The following is an 18,708-nucleotide window of genomic DNA, read 5'->3' on the forward strand; positions in this document are numbered from 1 at the left end:
CTTTGTATCGATGAAATAATGGGCGTTCAACGTACAACTGGTTAAAAAATGTTAAGTTGAAGTTTAATTTAAGCAGCAGAGGGGGGAGTGTCAAGGTGAAATAGCATGACTGACCTGCTGCAATCGTTGAATCTAGCTCTTACCTACGGCTAGCTTCACCGCAAAAATAGCGCTATATTATGAGCATGCAGAAATTAATCGTCATGCTTACTATGCTCAGCCTTATGTTGACGCCATTCACGGCCTCGGCAGCGGGCAGCTATGACAACTTTGCTCAGTTCCAACAGCAAGGTAGCATGCACATGGATGGCGCAGCGAGTCATAGCAGCATGCACATGGATAGCAGCCAGCAGATGGATGCTAGTCATTCCTGCTGTGATGGAGAGCCGAGCAACCAGCTCGACACCGATTGTGGCGGCCAGTGCGGTGATTGCCAGCATGGCTGTAGTCACGCTAATAGCGCCATGATAAGTCAAGTCATCACTTCTCTACCATTGCTGCAGCAGCCAGCTTGGCGCAGCAGCAATAGTCTAATAAAAGCTTTAATAAGCCCATTGTTACGCCCACCTATGGGGTTCTAATCTTACGTCGTTGAATGTTTCTATAACCAACTGATTTAGATTAGGATTCGCTCATGTTTTATTACCTTTTTGGTCCTTCTGGGCCTGCTGCTGTTGTGGCTTTAGGCCGGGCATGGTTAGCCATTTTGCTGATGGCTGGCTGGTTGCTTGCTCCTGTGGCTTCTGCCTTGGTTCCGGCGCAAACGCACCAGCACTCGCAAAGTACCGTAGCGCCTTCGTTCAGCTTGAACGAAGCCGAGCCAATACAATACATCTGCCCTATGCACAGTCATATCACCAGTGAAGAGCCGGGTACTTGTCCGATTTGTGGCATGGATTTAGTGCCCCAGCGGCCGCAGAGCCATCAGCAGCCACAGGCACAGGTATCGTCGGCGATGCAACAAAGCATGGGAGTGCGTACTGCGGTCGCCTCTCACACCACCTTGTGGCGCTATTTGGTCACCCAGGGACAGGTGCAATGGAATGATAATGCTCGTCATCATGTGCATGCGCGTGCCAGCGGCTGGATTGAGCGTCTGCACGTGCGCAGTGAGGGGCAAACGGTGAGCCAAGGACAGCTGCTGTATGAAATCTATAGTCGCGAATTGGTGGTTGCTCAGCAAGATTATCTGCAGGCGTCCAGTCTACTTATGCAGCAGTCATCGCAGCAGGTATCGCAGCAGTCATCACCACAGTCAGCCCAACGGTTGCTCAATGATAGCCGGTTACGACTGGAGTTACTGGGCTTTGCCCCGCACCTCATCGAGCAACTGGAGCAGCGCCAAGAAATCTTGTATCGCGTACCTGTCTTTGCGCCGAAAGCTGGAGTGGTAACGCAACTCAATAGTGCGCAAGGGATGTATGTTGAGCCGGGCCTCGAGATCATGACCATCACAGGTACTGAGCAACTCTGGCTGGAAGCTGATGTGCCCGAGCAATACAGCCACTGGTTTAGCCAAGGCACGCCAGCCGATATTACCATCGCTCAACTAGGCCTTACGGATTACGAGACCAGCGTCAGTTATGTCTACCCCGAGTTGGATGTGCGCAGTCGCAGTCAGCGCTTAAGAATAGAACTGCCTGCTAAGCCGGGTCTGTTGGTGGGCATGCAAGCCAAGGTGGAACTCTTCGGAGGCCCCAAACGGGAGGTTTTGGCTGTTCCTCTCGCAAGTCTGATCGTTACCGGTGACAGTCACGGCAGCGGTAGCAACCGAGTGCTGGTGCAAACCGATGATAATACCTTTGTACAACGGCCCGTTGAGGTAGGTTTAATCGTTGGTGACCAAGCCGAAATTATAGCCGGTCTAGCCGCGGGCGAACGGGTGGTGGTGTCGGGGCAGTTCTTGCTGGATTCAGAAGCAACTTTGCAGGGCATGCACAACAACGCTAACAAGCAGGAGGCCGTCGATGCTCACCAACATCATTAAGCTGGCGTTGCGCCAGCGCCTGATGGTGATCTTGCTGGCTTGCTTGTTGGGCTGGCTAGGTTGGCGCGCCATGATGCAAACGCCGTTAGATGCCATTCCGGATTTATCAGACGTGCAGGTGATTGTGAAGACCTCTTATCCTGGACAATCGCCGCAGTTGGTCGAAGAACAAGTGACCTGGCCCTTAGCCAATATCATGTTAGCTGTGCCAGGTGCCACTGATGTCCGTGGCTATTCGTTTTTTGGTGACTCTTATTTGTACATTTTATTTGCTGATGGTACCGACCCCTATTGGGCACGAAGCCGGGTGTTGGAGTATTTAAATCAGGCGCAGCAACGTCTGCCAAACGGTGTTACACCCCAGTTAGGGCCGGATGCCAGCGGCGTTGGTTGGGTTTACCAATATGCTTTGGTTGACCCCACCGGGCAGCATGATTTGGGCCAGCTCACCAGTTTACAAAACTGGTTTATCAAACCAGAGCTACAAAGCGTACCCGGCGTTGCAGAAATCGCTACTGTAGGCGGTATGGTGCCGGCTTACCAAGTGGTGGTGGAGCCACAGCGGCTACAAACTTACGGGTTATCCTTAGCGGTAATTGAACAGACCATTGCCCAAGCCAATAATGAAGTTGGCGGTGGTATTGTTGCTATGGCTGAGGCTGAATATATGGTTCGTGGCACCGGTTACATACAAAGCATTGAAGATTTAAAGCAGTTGCCGCTGCCCGTTCGCAGTGCCAACAATGTGAGCGTAACCCTGGCAGACGTTGCTACCATTAGACGTGGCCCCCAAAGCCGTCGCGGTATCGCTGAGCTGAATGGTGACGGCGAAGTAGTGGGCGGAATTGTGGTGATGCGCCAAGGCGAAAATGCGCAAGCAACCATTGCCCGTGTGAAAGCTAAGCTAGATGGTATTCGCCAAGGGCTACCTGATGGGGTGGCAATAGAGACGGTGTATGACCGCTCGCAGCTGATAGAACGAGCTGTTAATAACCTAAGCCACAAGCTGATTGAAGAAATGATCTTTGTGGTGCTGATTAGCGGCCTCTTTTTACTGCATGTGCGCTCAGCATTCGTGGCGGTTATTACCTTACCCTTAGCGGTTCTGATTAGCTTTATTGCTATGCGAGCGCTCAATATTAACGCCAACATCATGAGCCTAGGGGGTATCGCCATTGCCATTGGGGCTTTAGTCGATGCCGCGATTGTGATGGTTGAGAATGGCCATAAACATTTGTTGCGGTATCAGCAGCAACATGGCCAACCAGCTCAAGGTCGGCAGCATTGGCAAGTGATAGGTACCGCTGCCGCAGAGGTGGGGCCAGCGTTATTTTTCTCGTTGCTTATTATTACTTTAAGCTTCTTACCTGTATTTGCCTTAGAGCAACAAGAAGGCCGCATGTTTGCGCCGCTGGCGTACACTAAAACCTTCGCCATGGCAGCGGCAGCGTTACTTGCGATTACCTTGGTACCGGTGTTAATGGGATATTTATTGCGAGGGCGTATTCGTAGCGAACAAGCCAACCCGCTCACCCGCGGGCTGATTGCCGTGTATCAGCCGTTGTTAACATGGGTATTGCGGTGGCCCAAAACGACACTGGCGGTGGCGTCTGTGATAGCACTCAGCGCTTATTATCCTTGGCAAAAGCTGGGCTATGAATTTATGCCAGCAATGCACGAAGGGGATTTGCTGTACATGCCCACCACCTTACCGGGTATCAGTCCAGAAGCTGCTGGGCGCCTACTACAGCAAAGCGATCGTCTGATTAAGCAAGTACCAGAAGTAAAATCCGTGTTTGGTAAGGTAGGGCGTGCGGACTCGGCCACCGACCCCGCCCCGTTAACCATGCTTGAAACCACCATTCAACTGCACCCGCAGGAGCAGTGGCGGCCTGGCCTAGAGCTCAAGGACATCATTGCAGAACTTGATCAACGCGTGCAATTACCGGGGATCACGAATGCCTGGGTTCAACCCATAAAAACCCGTATTGATATGCTGTCAACAGGGCTGAAAACCCCGCTAGGACTAAAAATTGCAGGGCCCGATTTACAGCAGATTCAGCAAATTGGGGCTGAACTAGAACAGCTGTTGCAAGATGTACCTGGGGTGAGTTCAGTCTTCGCTGAGCGTCCTGCCGGCGGTCGTTATATTGAAATTCGTCCAGATCTAGCTAAGGCGGCCAGTTACGGGTTAAGCCAAGCGGATTTGCAGCGGATCATTCGGTATGCCATCGGGGGCGCTACGGTAACTGAAAGCATTGAGGGCACTGAACGCTATCCTATTACGCTGCGCTACCCACGGGTGTATCGCGATCATCTGGTACGGCTTCAGCAACTCCCCATTGTCAGTATAACTAATAGTGACAACAGCACTTGGTTAACGCTAGAACAGGTGGCCGACATAAGAGTAACCAGTGGGCCGGCGATGATCCGTAGTGAGAATGCCCGCCCAACCGGCTGGGTTTTCGTTGATGTGGATGCTAATACCGCCGTCAGTGATGTGTTAGCGGCCGCGCAACCTTTGGTGGCTAGCTATCAGTTGCCGCCACGCTACAGTGTCAGTTGGTCGGGTCAGTATGAATCCATGCAACGGGTACAAGATAAGCTGAAGACGGTGGTGCCAATCACCCTGGTGATTATTTTTATGCTGCTGTACGTCACTTTTAAGTCGTTCAAACAAGCCTTACTGATCATGGTCACTCTGCCTCTAGCACTCAGTGGTAGTCTTTGGTTGGTATGGGGATTAGGCTTTAACTTATCTACTGCAGTAGGAGTGGGTATGATTGCTTTGGCGGGGGTGGCAGCAGAATTTGGGGTAGTGATGATGCTGTATTTGAATCAGGCCCTAGCTGAGGCTCGCCGTGCTAACAGCAAGCCTAGCTTGGCTGAGCTGCAGCAGGCGATTATGCAGGGCGCCGTACAGCGGGTGCGGCCCAAAGCCATGACGGTGCTCACTATTATCGCTGGGTTGTTGCCGATTATGCTGAGCGGAGGTACCGGTAGCGAAGTGATGCAGCGTATCGCTGCGCCTATGATAGGCGGCATGATTGTAGCGCCATTGCTGAGTTTGTTGGTGATACCAGCAGTGTATTGGTTGTACTTAAAGCGGCGGTGAAAATCGCCGTTTAGTTAGTATAAATTTAACTAAAAACTAGTGAAATAGCTTAAGTAACCATTCCTCATCTCGAAGGGTTGCGACTTAACTTGTTGTTTTATAGGCGTTTATCAAAGTTGGCACAGCATTTGCTTAAGTCTTAGCAAGTGATTAAAAATTCAGACCAAAGGTTGCAGCGTAATTTAGCAGCTGCAACCGGTCTCATAACCAACATGGATAAAAGGAATAAAACAATGAAAAAGCAACAGGTTGTATGGAACTTTGCGACTGGATTAATCGCCTTGGTAACGTTAGCCAGCATGCCCTTTCAAGCCGCTGCTACTACTGAACAGCAAAAAACCATGAGTGCCGAATATCAAGTCACCAGTAGCACTAAGCTCAGTTTAGATTCTGGCGTTGGAGAAATTAAGTTTATTGCGACCTCTGGCGACACCCTGTCAGTTACCCTAACAGCCAAAGCTGATAGCGACAAAATGTGGAACGACGGTGACCTTGAGGCGGTTCAATTAACTGCAAATCAAGACGCTGACCGTTTGGTGCTAAGCGTACCAGAGCAAGATAACGTTAAGCTTGATTGGGTGATTCAGCTGCCCAAGATTGCGTCCGTAGATGCAGATTTGGGGGTAGGCACCATCGGTGGTGAGATGTGGACGACCGACATCAATCTGGATGTGGGCGTAGGCGAAGTGGACCTTGAGTTACGCGGCGACCTAGCCATCATCACCAGCGATATTGGCATCGGCGACAGCCAGGTAAAGGGCGTAGCGGAAGTCGAGAACAACCGCTTCTTGATGACCGCCAGCAGCAAAGGTCGTGGTGCGGGTACCGCGGTAGTCTCTATCAACCTAGGTGTGGGTGATTCAAACGTTAAAGTAAGCACCTACTAACCTAGCTTGAACACGCATTGTTGAGCGGCAAGTTATAGCAGCACCTGCCAGCCCTGTGGTGGGTGCTGCTGCCGCAATTGTTTATGTACTTCATCCGCCACATCTGGTTTTAAATGATTGATCCATACCCGTTTTGGCGGTTGCGTCAACTCAGCTAAGAGTTGCAAACATAGCTGTGGGGTCAAATGACAGCTTTGCTTGGCCACTGCTGCCAACTCATTAGGAAAGCTACACTCCAGAATAATATCGTCAATCACTCCCAGCTGATTAATCTGTTCAACCAGACTGCTGGCATAGCCGGTATCGGCCACATACACTGTGTGTTGCTGCTCTTTGCAAATAGAATAACCGAAGGTTGGCACCGTATGATAGGTGGCAAAAGGGGTCAGGCTAATGCCATCAATAGCAATGGTTTGGCCTGCAGTGATGGTTTGTAAGCGCAACAGTGGTGCTGCTTTGCTGGGTAGTTCCTGCATATCGGGCCAGATGACCCAATTAAACACATGCGCTTGGATAGCCGCAATAGTATCGGCCGAGCCATAGACGGTCACAGGTTCACCAGCATCAGCAACATTAAATAAGTTACCTAACAGCATAGGTAAACAAGCGATATGATCACTGTGGCTGTGAGTAATGAAAATATGCCGCACTTGCTGCATCTGCTTTAACAACAATTGGCTGACACCAGTACCTACATCAATCAGAATACGTTCTGAAACTTGCACACAGGTACTACCGGTCATGCCACCGAGGCCACCACTTGCTCCTAACACTGCTATATTCATTTTACTCGCATCACCAACGCATACATCACCGGCACCACAACCAAGGTAAGTAAGGTTGCAAAGCCCAAGCCAAACATGATCACCACTGCCATGCTCACAAAGAAGTCATCAAACAGCAGCGGAATCATCCCCACAATCGTGGTGGCGGCAGTCATAGCGACGGGGCGCACCCTACTCACGGAGGCGTCCACCAGTGCCGTTATGGCTGCTTTACCAGCACTTAATTCTACGCGCACTTGTTCTAATAAGACCACGCCATTTTTAACTAACATGCCCGATAAACTTAAAAAGCCTAATAACGCCATAAAACCAAAGGGCTGATCAGTGAGCCACAGCCCCAGAGTAACCCCAATCAGACTCAAGGGAACTGTGGTCCACAGTACCCCAGCTTGACGGATAGAGCTAAACAGCAACACAGTAATAATGAACATCACCAAAAACGCCAATGGCAAGGCTTGAAACACTGCGCCAGTGGCTTTTTGTGATGCCTCAAACTCACCACCCCAGCTTAACTCATAGCCGAGCGGCAAGGGAATGGCTTCAATATCTGGGCGCACTCGGGCTAACACCATAGCGGGCGTTTCGCCAGAGAAAATATCATGATCAGCCATCACTGTGATGGTTCTTTTCCGGTCGCGTCGCACAATCAGGTAATCTTCGGCGGCAAGCTGAATGCCATGCACCACCTGACCCAGCGGAATATGCTGTTGCAACGCCGAGCTATAAACTTGCAGCTCAAACCAGTTATCGAGATCGCTACGTTCCGGTGCTGGCGCTCGAACCAAAATCGGCAGTAACTCGGTACCATCGCGATAGACTCCCACCGTTTGCCCGGTGAAATTACGTTTAAGTACATCATCAACGTCTTGTTTGGTAATGCCTAACCGTCGCGCCGCGGCTTCATTAAAGTCTACTTCGAGCACTTTGGTGCGTTGGCGCCAGTTATCGCGCAGATTATGAACCCCAGCATCGGCTGCCATAATCTGCCGAGCCTGGTCTGCAAGTTGACGCAGCACTAACGGGTCAGGGCCGCTGAAGCGCGCTTCGAGCTTCGCTGTTTGGGAGGGGCCCATTTCAATGGGCTTGATCTTAAATTCAACATCGGGCTGCTGCTGTTGCAGGTAGCCTTCAAATTGCTCGAGTATCCGTTGCAAATGCTGATTATCGGTACCACGCAGAATCAACTGGGCATAGCTTTCGTAGGATTTTTCGACCATATAGGTGAGGGTAAACCTAGGAGCGCCTTGGCCTATGGTGGTGGCAACAAAATCTAAGCCAGCAGCTTCTTGGCCTGCTTCTGTTTGTTGCAAGTACTCTTGTTGCAAGTAATGTTCAAGCTGTTTCACCTGCTGTGAGGTCGAGCGAATATCGGTTCCTTGCGGGTACCATAAATCAATAAAGGCCATCGGCGTGGTACTGGGCGGAAAGAAAGACTGTTTTACGCTAGTAAAACCATATCCAGCCAGCACCAACAGCGCCAACATCACGGCTACCGTGGTTTTTCGCCAACTTAAAAAGCCCAGCAAAAGCTTGCGGTAGCCTAGAAATACCCAGTGTTGATAAACATGGTCATCATCTTCGGGCTGTTCGATAGCGCTACGCGCGCGAGCATCTTTGCGAAACAGAATATTACCCAAGAACGGCGTGAGAGTGATGGCAGTAAACCAACTCAATAGCAGCGATATGAACAGCACCCAGAACAACGAGTTGGCGTATTCACCGCTAGCATCTTTAGATAGCCCAATCGGCGCAAAGGCAATGATGGCAATCGCTGTCGCCCCCAGCAGTGGCCATAAATTTTGTTGCACCACGTCGCTGGCGGCTTGAATCCGCGACAAACCACGTCGCACCCCAACCAGCATACCTTCGGCCACGACTATGGCGTTATCAACTAACATGCCTAAGGCAATAATCAAAGCGCCAAGAGAGACCCGTTGCAGCTGAATATCCATTAAATACATGAAGATAAAACTACCGAGCACGGTCACTAGCAGCACACTACCAATCAACACGCCAGATCTCAGCCCCATGGTCACCAACAAGGCTACCACCACAATCACCACGGCTTCGGCTAGGTTGATAAGAAAGTTGGTGACAGATTTATCCACTTCACTGGGTTGATCGTAGATGTTGCTGATCTGCATGCCGACCGGTTGGGCGTATTCTAACTCAGCCAATTTAGCAGTAACGCGTTCACCTACTTCCACCACGTTCACGCCAGGAGCAAAAGACAGTGCTAGCCATAAAGATTCTTGCCCGTTGTAACGCACCATATGGGTTGGGATTTCTTGATATTCGCGAGTTACAGTGGCCACATCGCGTAATAAAATCCGCTCTTCTGCGCCTGGGTTACTGATCATCAAATCAGCGAGTGCGGCGACATCTTGGAATTCACCACTGGTTTGCAAACGGATGCGCTCCTCACCAATTTGCACGCGGCCGGCATCGCTAACCGCATTTTGTGTTTGCAGTAGATTCACCAACTGCTGTGGAGCAATACCAAAGTTAGCAAGCTTCTCGCGCGACACTTCGACAATCACTTGCTCGTTCTGTTTGCCGGCTACCATCACCTTACCTATGCCTTTCACTAGCACCAGTTCGCGGCGTAAAAAATCGGTGTAATCAGCAATGTCTTGATAACTGTAGCCGGGGCCGGAAATCGCAAAAGTCATGCCATACACATCCGCAAAGTCATCTTTCACCATGGGCACCCCACTGCCGGGCGGAAGTTGAGGCTGGGCATCGTTAATCTTGCGCCGTAACTCATCCCACACCTGTGGCATCTGATGTTTGCGCAAGGTACTTTGCATTTCTACGGTGATTTGGCTAAGCCCGGGTTTAGAGACCGAAGTAATGTGGTCAACATTGGCCAGTTGCTGGATGGCATTTTCCAGCTTGTAGGTGACTTCTTCCTCAACTTGTTGCGCCGTTGCGCCAGGGTATTGGGTAATGACCATGGCTTGCTTCAGCGTAAATTCAGGATCTTCTAAGCGACCAATATTAAGCAGCGCGATAATCCCGCCAAGTAAGAGAATAAATAGCACCATCCAGCTGGTGGTGGTGCGCTTCATACTGTAACGAGCGATATTCATTACAGACCTCGCTCTTTAGTCCATGGCCGTACCTGCTGCTGGTCTGTTAATGCATGCACTCCAGCAACGACAATTTGCTCGCCATCGACTAGGCCTGCGGTCACCTCAATGCCGTGATTGGTTACCGCACCTATGGTAATCGGACGTAGCTCAACCACGCCGGCCTCTGGCTGATAGACCCATACGGCATGACCGCTGCTAGCCGCTTGGGTGGCTGGTGAAAACACCGCTGAACTAGGCACAATAATGGCCGCTGCTGCTTGTTGAGCAATGGCGCTAGCGTCTACCTCAAGGGCGGCAGACATGCCTGGGAGTACGTTTAAGTCTGTCGGTACCGGTAAGGTGAACACCACTTTATAGGTGTTGGTAGCCGGGTCTGCAGTAGCATCCCATTCTTTAAGAGTGGCTTTGAAACGACGCTCTGGGGCTGCTGCAAAGATCACATCCGGTTGATAATCTGTCTGTCTTTGTACACGTGCAAATAAACTCTCAGGCACCCGAATACTCACGTCTACGGCATTACTGAGCTGAATAGTGGCAATAGCTTGCTGGGGTTGCACGGTTTCGTAACGCTCAACAAAAACATGAGCCACGGTACCGGCAAAAGGCGCGCGTAATTCGGTGTATCGCACATTCGCCTTGGCCGTCTCTAGGTTCGCGCGGGCCACTTCGAGGTTAGATTTAACTTCATCAAACTGTTGCGGTGAAATCACCCCTTGCGCCACCAAATTCTCAGTACGAGTAAATTGTGCTTGGGCTAACTCAAACCGAGCTTGTGCTTGGTCGAGCACCAATTGGTAGTCAGTTGGGTCTAGCTTGGCAATTAACTGCCCCTGACTCACATCATGACCAGCCTTGACCGGAAACTCGGTAATTTCACCAGCGACTCGAAATGCCAGTTGTGCCACTTGCGCAGCTTCAACCACAGCTGGGAAGCGGCGAATCCGTTCTCCCTGACCGTAGCTAACCGTCATTAACTTCACCGGTTGAGCGACAGCCGTTGGCGCAGCTGCTTCTGGAGCTGGAGAACATGCGCTGGTGCTGAGAACAGCAACCGCGAACAAAGACCAAGTAACTAGACGAGCTGGATAGTTCATAGAGTAACCTCAGCGTGGAATGTTCCAAGCGTTTGATAAAACTTAGGCTGTTATTTTAGCCAAAGCAAAGCTAAAGTAGTACTGAATAAAAATTAAAAACATATTAAGAAAAACTTATAGGGTTAACGATGAAGCTGAACCAACTAGAAATGCTCATTCATTTGGCTGAAGTCGGTTCGGTGCAAGCCGTTGCTGAACGCATGCATCGCACCCAAGCTGCGGTCAGTATGGCACTAAAAAACCTCGAGCAGGAAGCTGGTTTCAAATTATTGGATCGCAGTGGCTATCGCTTAGCGCTTACACAGCGTGGCCAACAGTTTCTGCGCCAGGCCAGTGAGGTGATTCGGCAAAATCAACGACTGCAATCACTCACCCAGCAATTACGCACCGGGGCTGAGCCGCAGTTACGGATTTCTTATGACTACACCTGTGCACCGGCGGTATTATTTCCCGCGCTGCAGCAGTTACAGCAGACCTTTCCGGCAACGGAGTTATTGCTAAGCGGCGATTCCCAGTTGCGCTCGTTACGCAGAATTCGCGACGGCGAAGCTGAATTGGCGCTGTGCCCTTGGTTACCTGTGTTTCGTCAGCACGGTGATTTTGAGACGGTAAGGGTGCGACCGTTTGAATTACTGATTGTGGTAGCACCAGCGCTGTTGCAGCAAGCTGGTTTAGTTGACCCCGCGGCAATTCATCCTGCAGCAATAAAAGTATCACGCCAAGACTTGCTGGATTTGCCCATGTTGATCCCGCAAAATCAAGATGTTGGTATTGATCTTGATATTATTTTACGGATGCCCGGTCAGCAGCGAATTCGGGTGAATGACTCCATCACCCAACGCGAGTTATTGCTAGCTGGGATGGGATGGGGGATCATCCCCGGCGATCTGGTCGGTGATGCCATCGCACAACAGATGTTGCGGCCTATTGATATTCCGGGTTTTATTAATCAGGTGAACCTAGAGGTACACATGGTTCGTTCAGCGGAACGCTTAGCTGGCCCAGCTGAACGGCTGATTTGGCAGTATTTTGCTGGTGCTCATGGTGATACTAGTAGTGATGCTAGCGGCGAATATTAAAGTCAAAGACAACTTTGCGATTGACGGTATCGACACTGGCCCCATTCACATACCGCGGTGCATAGCGCCACTGCTGCAAGGCTTTGGTGGCGGCCCGAGCCCAAGCTTTATGGCTGGCTTCTTCGACTCGAATATTTTCCACCATGCCTAGCTTATTAATATCAAACATCAAGACCGTTGAACCGCTATGACCGTCACGCGCCATGCTAGGCGGAAACTTCGGGTTCACTCGATAAATCGGGGTCGGTTCTTCTTCGTCACCAATACCGCGCCCCATAGCGGCAATAGCTAAACAATGCTTGGTGGCTTTATCGCTTTCACCAATGCCTTCATACGTAGCAACCAAACGCGCATGGCTCATGTACTTGATACTCAGTTGGGTCTCTGAGGCTTGCTCAGTAAATGGGTGTTGGCTGATTTTCTCAAAGTAGTCAGTTGCACTTCGGGTTTGTTGGTTCACTTCTAAATAACGAGCCGCTGAGAACTCTGCCAACAAAGTTAAGTCATGGCTTGCGCCAAGCTGTTGCTGAGCTTGTTCAGGAAAATCAAGCAGGGCTCGACTAGCTGGGTTGCCTTGTGCCAACAACAAGGTGGCAGCGTCAATTTTGAGTCGTAGTTGTTGTTCAACGCTAAGGCTAGGAGAGCGTTCTGCCGCTTCGATTAAGCGTTCAAATAGGGCTCGGTTTTTGCGTAAATGAGCGCGCACGGGTTGCGTTCGTAACACCATCATCAGCGCCGGGATCAGTTCATCGGCGTCGGCGCCGTATTCGCTTTCGTAGGTATCGAGCACGCTGGTAGCAAGGTCAGCAAAATCACCGCTGCTGTGCTGGCTCGGAGTTAACACATTCAGAAAGGACAGTTTCATTTTAGCCGTATTGATGTGCTCGTCACCAAAATAGGCACTGGCCGCTTGATAGGCGCTTTGCGCGTAGCTTCTTAGCTCGTGGCTAGGGAGTTGTTGCTGGTGCGCTTGCTGTAAGGCAGCATAGGCCTGCTCAAAGGCGTTTGCTGCGCTGGTCTTGGCTGCAGTCTCAGCTAGCGCTTGCGGGGCCATGAGTGAAGCACCAAGTAACCCTGCGCTTAATAGCAAATTGCGAACCATGAGATGCATGAGAAATCCTTGTCGTTATTGTTATATTTTTTTAAAAAATAACAAACAAGAATAGCGAAGGCAAATGATTTACAGATCGCGCAATAAAAAAGAGCTGACCTGGGGCCAGCTCTTTTTTTTACTTACATTAACCTAGGTTAATGGTCGGAATGATGTTTGCTTTCGCCGCAGCTTCAGCCGCACGGAAGGCATCCATTTGATCAAAGTTTAAGTACTTATAAACTTCACCAGCCATTGAGTTAATATCTTTAGCGTATTCCATGTACTCTGCAGGCGTTGGTAATTTACCTAAAATCGCACCCACGGCAGCTAATTCAGCTGAAGTTAAGTACACGTTAGCGCCGTCGCCTAAACGGTTCGGGAAGTTACGCGTAGAGGTAGATAATACCGTTGCACCTGGCTCTACTCGTGCTTGGTTACCCATACACAATGAACAGCCTGGCATTTCAGTGCGCACGCCATTGTTTGCGTAGATGTTGTAGTAACCTTCTTCACGTAGTTGCGCTTCGTCCATTTTGGTTGGCGGCGCAATCCACAGACGCGTGTTGAGCTCTTCGGTGTTTTTCTCTAACAACTTACCAGCCGCACGGAAGTGACCAATGTTGGTCATACAAGAACCAATAAACACTTCGTCTACTTTATCGCCAGCAACTTCGCTTAAGAATTTAGCGTCGTCTGGGTCGTTCGGACAACAAACAATCGGCTCTTTAATGTCAGCTAAATCGATCTCGATAACCGCAGTGTATTCAGCGTCAGCATCAGCACGCATTAATTGCGGGTTCGCTAACCATTCTTCCATTTTACGTGCGCGACGCTCAAGGGTACGGGCATCGCCGTAGCCTTCGTTGATCATCCAACGCAACATGGTGATGTTAGAACGCAAGTACTCAGCGACCGACTCTTCTGACAAGTTGATGGTACAACCCGCAGCTGAACGTTCGGCTGACGCATCAGATAATTCAAAGGCTTGCTCAACGGTTAAGTGATCAAGGCCTTCGATTTCTAAGATGCGGCCAGAGAAGATGTTTTTCTTGCCGCGTTTTTCTACGGTCAATAAACCTTCTTTGATAGCAAAGGCAGGAATGGCATGAACCAAATCACGTAAGGTGATACCAGGCTGCATCTCGCCTTTAAAGCGCACTAATACTGATTCAGGCATATCTAGTGGCATGACGCCGGTAGCAGCTGCGAAAGCAACCAAGCCTGAACCTGCTGGGAATGAAATACCTAGCGGGAAACGGGTGTGTGAGTCGCCACCAGTACCTACGGTATCAGGTAACAACATGCGGTTTAACCAGCTGTGGATGATTCCGTCCCCTGGACGCAAACTTACGCCGCCACGGTTCATGATGAAATCAGGCAGAGTATGCTGGGTTTCAATATCAACAGGTTTTGGATAAGCCGCGGTATGGCAGAATGACTGCATGGTCAAATCAGCAGTAAAGCCTAAACAAGCTAAATCTTTCAGCTCGTCACGTGTCATTGGGCCGGTAGTGTCTTGTGAGCCCACGGTGGTCATTTTCGGCTCGCAATAAGTACCCGGACGGACGCCAGCCATACCACAAGCCTTACCGACCATTTTCTGCGCTAAGGTGTAGCCTTTACCTGTATCTGCTGGCTGCTCTGGCTTCAAGAATAGCTCAGACGGACCTAAACCTAGAGCTTCGCGAGCTTTTTCAGTTAAACCACGACCGATGATCAGGTTGATCCGACCGCCAGCGCGTACTTCGTCTAAAATCACGCGCGAGGCATAGTCGTACTCAGCAATCACTTCGCCAGCTTCGTTTTCAATTTTGCCAGCATAAGGGTAGATGGTAATCACATCACCCATGTTCATTTTTTCTACATCTGCTTCAAACACTAACGCACCGGCGTCTTTCATGGTGTTGAAGAAGATTGGCGCTACTTTGCCACCAATACAGATACCACCAGCACGCTTGTTTGGCGTACCAGGCATGTCTTCACCAATAAACCACAACACTGAGTTGGTGGCTGATTTACGTGATGAACCTGTACCAACCACGTCACCTACAAATGCGACTGGGTGGCCTTTTTGCTTCAGCTCTTCAATTTGCTTAGCCGCGTCAGTAATACCTTCGCGTGGCATTTTGTACATGGCTTTAGCATGTAATGGGATATCTGGACGAGACCAAGCGTCTGGCGCTGGTGACAAGTCGTCGGTGTTAGTTTCACCAGTGACTTTGAAGACGGTAGTTTTGATTGCTTCAGGCAATTCATCACGGCTGGTAAACCATTCAGCCTCAGCCCATGATTCAATCACTTGCTTGGCTAGCTGGTTACCCTTTTTCATTTTCTCTTCCACATCGTGGAAGGCATCGAACATCAGTAGGGTATGCTTCAATTCTTCTGCGGCTAACTCGCCTAATTCAGCGTCGTCTAGCAGCTCTACTAGGGTCACGATGTTATAACCACCGTGCATGTTACCTAACAAAGCAACAGCGGCTTCTTTGCTAATGATAGGGCTGCTGGTTTCGCCTTTAACGATGGCTGATAAAAAGCCGGCTTTAACATAAGCAGCTTCGTCTACGCCTGGCGGTACACGCTCAGACACTAGCTCGACTAGGAAGTCTTCTTCGCCCGCTGGTGGGTTTTTTAATAATTCTACTAAATCAGCAACTTGCTCTGCTGTCAGTGGCTTTGGCGGAATGCCTTCTGCGGCCCGCTCTTCGACATGCTTACGATATTCTTGCAGCACTGGGTACCCCTTTTGCTGTTGCGGTTAATAAAGTGCCACGAATTATACGGGCTTTTGTTACATATTTGAATTGGCATAAGTGTTTTCACGCATATTTTTGCGATAAACATGATGAATACTAAACAAGCAAGACATAACTGATAATTAAAACTGATAACAAAACAAACGGTTAAACATTTGTGATGGCTATCGCCTTGATAAAATAGAATCTTTGCATAATCTTTACTTTGCTGCCTGTAAATTAAGCAGTGCCAATAACAAAAGTTATGATTAATCCTAGGTTTTACGGCTGTTTGATTAAAATCTCCTATTAAATCATAACGACTAGACAAAACTTTGAGCTCAATGGAGAGCTGTTATGAACAACATCAAATTACTACTTGCCGTATGCCTATCTTTGTTACTGACCGCCTGTGCTATGGGGCCGCAATTGGCCCAACCTAATCAACTAAGATCACCAACCCCAATTCAAGGTAACAGTGGTAGTTACATGAGTCCCTACACCTCAGACGGGGTGCTAGCCGAGTGGGTTAATAACGCCCGAAATGCCGAAATGGGTAGCTCTATCGGTGGTATGGCCGGAGCCTATGCAGGCCAAAAACTAGCTGAAAATATTCCTTTCTTTGGTGGCATGCTTGGTCAGGCTGTGGGTGAAAGTATCGGCCGCGAAGTGGCGCTAGAGATGGCCGGTGGCGAAGAAGTGATTCGTGGTAGCTCAGATATCTCGTTTAACTCGCTGCAAGATTTAGCGGTTTGGATGTATGTGAATCATTCCTCGCATCCGCATTATCAAGATGCGCTTAATTCAGTGATGTCGATTTATCCAGAGATGAAAACCAACTACATGCAGTACCTTTATAACGCCTCAGCTGGGGCGGGTGTCAGTTACTAACTTAATCCTACCCGTCAGCCTATCAAACAAGCTGCAATGAGGACGTTACCATGAGACAGTTCGTATTAACCGGCATCACGCTGATCGGTGGGCTCTTGCTCACCGGCTGCGGTGCCACCAAGATTGATAACAGTGCCGGCCGCGCCACCGTCTATGAAGATGCGCGGTCACCGGGCAAAATCCAAGGGGTAGGGGTTGAGTCCCAAGACATCATGGCGGTCACCGACCAAATGATGCGCGATATGCTCAGCAACCCGCAATTGGTGAATCGCGAGATCGCCCCCCGCATCATTATCGACAGCGAATATTTTACCAACGAGAGCTCGTCGCGCATCAACAAAAACATGCTCACCGACCGCTTACGCATCAACCTGAATCGTGCCGCCAATGGTCGACTAACCTTCGTCGGCCGGGAATTTGCCGATATGGTTGAGAAAGAGCGTGAACTGAAGCGGATGGGCGTGGTGGATGGCGGTACCATTCGTAGCACCCAAGCTACTGCTGGCGCAGATTTTCGCTTAGTAGGGCGGATCATGTCCCTTGATGCGATGGATACCCGTAGCCAAGAGCGCTCGCGTTACCATCAAATTACCTTTGAGTTAATCGATCTAGAACTTGGCACTTATGTGTGGAGCGGCATGTATGAATTCCAGAAAACCGCGCAAGATGACATCATCTACCGCTAATACGGCAAAGCAGACGGTGCGGCTGGCGGGGCTGGCCGTTGTCAGTTTAGCGGTAGCCGCCTGTGGAGCCACGGGGCCAGCTACTTACCAACCCTTGCAGCTTAATCAGCAAGAGCAAAGCAGGGTGGCAGAGCAACCCAGCTATGCCCAAGCACAGTATCAAAAGCTATTTGCCGAGGGTAAGCGTAACGAAGTACTCAACCGCATGGAGATAGGAACCGCTGCTTTTTATCGGGGCGATCTCGATCTTGCCCGCGAGAACTTTGATGCTGCGCTAGCGGTGATTGAAACTGTGTATGCAGATAACCAAGCCGCACTTCAAGCGCGCAGCCTGTGGCACGAAGAAGGCCGCAAAGACTTCAAAGGTGAGCCCTACGAACGTGCTATGGCCTACTACTATCGTGGCCTGATTTACCTAGCTGACGGTGAGTACGACAATGCTCGCGCCAGTTTTATCAGCGGGCTGTTGCAAGATGCCTTTGCCGAAGAAGAACAGAATCGTGCTGATTTTGCGGTGCTATTGTTGCTGGCCGGCTGGTCGGCGCAAAAAATGGGCAGCCCCGGCTTAGCCGCTGAGGCGTACGCTGAGTTACAGCAATTGCGGCCAGATATCGTCATTCCTGATGCCAACGATAATGTACTTGTGCTAGCTGAAACGGGCTTTGCGCCGCGTAAATTAGCCGACGGTATGGGCCATTACGAGCTGGTGTTTCGCCCGGGTAAAAATTTCACCGAGAAACAAGTCACCCTAACCATGGCGGGGCAAACGCAACAGTTAGCTCCTATTGAGAGTGTTTACTGGCAAGCCACCTCACGTGGCGGTAGGCCAGTAGATGCGATTATTGAAGGCAAAGCTAGTTTTGCCAATACCACCGCGGATATTGGTGCGGATTTAGCTAAGTTAGGGGTAGCGGCACGAGTCTGGTCACCGGCAGTTGGCGGCAGTAGCGGGCAGGTGGGTAATACTTTGGCCTTGATTGGGGTGGCTAGCATGGCGTTATCGGCCAATGTTAAACCGCGCGCAGACACGCGTTACTGGGCTAGTTTGCCGGATGCCATTCATGTCAGCACCTTTTCCGGCTCGCCCACTGATATTAGTGATTGGCAGGCAACTTATGCAGATTTAGACGGACAGCCGGTCTCACTCCCGTCCGGGGTGTTTCGGCATTATCAAGATCAGCGTGGCAATCATCTGATTTGGCATAGCTCACGCGCGCGCTGAGTCAGCATTCTAAACAAGATGATGGCATCGGCAGCAGAA

The 18,708-nt window shown here is 50.2% G+C and carries 13 protein-coding genes; 7 read left to right on the top strand and 6 right to left on the bottom strand.

The window, feature by feature from the left end; translation table 11 throughout:
• Positions 1-194 precede the first annotated feature (194 nt).
• Complete coding sequence (locus AB8S08_RS01895; protein ID WP_369743251.1) at positions 195-452, bottom strand: hypothetical protein; 258 nt, start codon at positions 450-452, stop codon at positions 195-197.
• A gap of 182 nt (positions 453-634) precedes the next feature.
• On the opposite strand from AB8S08_RS01895, the gene AB8S08_RS01900 reads away from it, so the two are divergent.
• From AB8S08_RS01900 to AB8S08_RS01910, 3 genes are all read left to right on the top strand, one after another.
• Positions 635-1,987 carry an efflux RND transporter periplasmic adaptor subunit gene (locus AB8S08_RS01900; RefSeq protein WP_369743253.1) on the top strand — a complete coding sequence of 451 codons (1,353 nt, stop codon included), beginning with the start codon at positions 635-637 and terminating at the stop codon, positions 1,985-1,987.
• On the top strand, positions 1,968-5,102 hold the full coding sequence (locus AB8S08_RS01905; protein WP_369743255.1) for an efflux RND transporter permease subunit: 3,135 nt from the start codon (positions 1,968-1,970) through the stop codon (positions 5,100-5,102). The genes AB8S08_RS01900 and AB8S08_RS01905 overlap by 20 nt, the downstream gene beginning before the upstream one ends.
• Positions 5,103-5,335: 233 nt before the next feature.
• Positions 5,336-5,989, top strand: coding sequence for a hypothetical protein (locus AB8S08_RS01910; protein WP_369743256.1), 654 nt, complete (start codon positions 5,336-5,338; stop codon positions 5,987-5,989).
• 32 nt (positions 5,990-6,021) lie between these two features.
• Here AB8S08_RS01910 and AB8S08_RS01915 read toward each other — a convergent pair whose 3' ends face one another.
• Genes AB8S08_RS01915 through AB8S08_RS01925 form a run of 3 tightly spaced genes read right to left on the bottom strand, consistent with a single transcriptional unit; the run spans position 6,022 to position 10,963 of the window.
• On the bottom strand, positions 6,022-6,774 hold the full coding sequence (locus AB8S08_RS01915) for a 3',5'-cyclic-nucleotide phosphodiesterase (RefSeq protein WP_110075924.1): 753 nt from the start codon (positions 6,772-6,774) through the stop codon (positions 6,022-6,024).
• Positions 6,771-9,866: an efflux RND transporter permease subunit gene (locus AB8S08_RS01920; protein WP_369743258.1), complete on the bottom strand. Its 3,096-nt coding sequence runs from the start codon at positions 9,864-9,866 to the stop codon at positions 6,771-6,773. The genes AB8S08_RS01915 and AB8S08_RS01920 overlap by 4 nt, the downstream gene beginning before the upstream one ends.
• Positions 9,866-10,963 carry an efflux RND transporter periplasmic adaptor subunit gene (locus AB8S08_RS01925; RefSeq protein WP_369743259.1) on the bottom strand — a complete coding sequence of 366 codons (1,098 nt, stop codon included), beginning with the start codon at positions 10,961-10,963 and terminating at the stop codon, positions 9,866-9,868. The genes AB8S08_RS01920 and AB8S08_RS01925 overlap by 1 nt, the downstream gene beginning before the upstream one ends.
• 128 nt (positions 10,964-11,091) lie before the next feature.
• Between AB8S08_RS01925 and AB8S08_RS01930 the strand changes: the two genes are divergently transcribed.
• Positions 11,092-12,042, top strand: coding sequence for a LysR family transcriptional regulator (locus tag AB8S08_RS01930; RefSeq protein ID WP_369743261.1), 951 nt, complete (start codon positions 11,092-11,094; stop codon positions 12,040-12,042).
• Here AB8S08_RS01930 and AB8S08_RS01935 read toward each other — a convergent pair.
• Complete coding sequence (locus AB8S08_RS01935; RefSeq protein WP_369743263.1) at positions 12,026-13,153, bottom strand: energy transducer TonB; 1,128 nt, start codon at positions 13,151-13,153, stop codon at positions 12,026-12,028. The genes AB8S08_RS01930 and AB8S08_RS01935 overlap by 17 nt on opposite strands.
• A gap of 127 nt (positions 13,154-13,280) precedes the next feature.
• Positions 13,281-15,869, bottom strand: coding sequence for a bifunctional aconitate hydratase 2/2-methylisocitrate dehydratase (gene acnB, locus AB8S08_RS01940; RefSeq protein WP_369743265.1), 2,589 nt, complete (start codon positions 15,867-15,869; stop codon positions 13,281-13,283).
• Between the two features lie 358 nt (positions 15,870-16,227).
• On the opposite strand from acnB, the gene AB8S08_RS01945 reads away from it, so the two are divergent.
• From AB8S08_RS01945 to AB8S08_RS01955, 3 genes are read left to right on the top strand one after another with little or no spacing between them, the layout of a single operon-like run.
• Complete coding sequence (locus tag AB8S08_RS01945; protein WP_369743266.1) at positions 16,228-16,761, top strand: hypothetical protein; 534 nt, start codon at positions 16,228-16,230, stop codon at positions 16,759-16,761.
• A gap of 50 nt (positions 16,762-16,811) precedes the next feature.
• A complete protein-coding gene (locus tag AB8S08_RS01950) occupies positions 16,812-17,447 on the top strand; it encodes a penicillin-binding protein activator LpoB (RefSeq protein WP_153826399.1) in 636 nt (211 codons plus the stop codon).
• Entirely contained in the window at positions 17,404-18,669 is a 1,266-nt protein-coding gene (locus AB8S08_RS01955) for a hypothetical protein (protein ID WP_146204101.1), read from the top strand. The genes AB8S08_RS01950 and AB8S08_RS01955 overlap by 44 nt, the downstream gene beginning before the upstream one ends.
• Positions 18,670-18,708 lie beyond the last annotated feature (39 nt).

This window comes from Pseudidiomarina sp. PP-1MA (genome assembly GCF_041200125.1).
GTDB classification, from domain to species: Bacteria; Pseudomonadota; Gammaproteobacteria; order Enterobacterales; family Alteromonadaceae; genus Pseudidiomarina; species Pseudidiomarina fusca.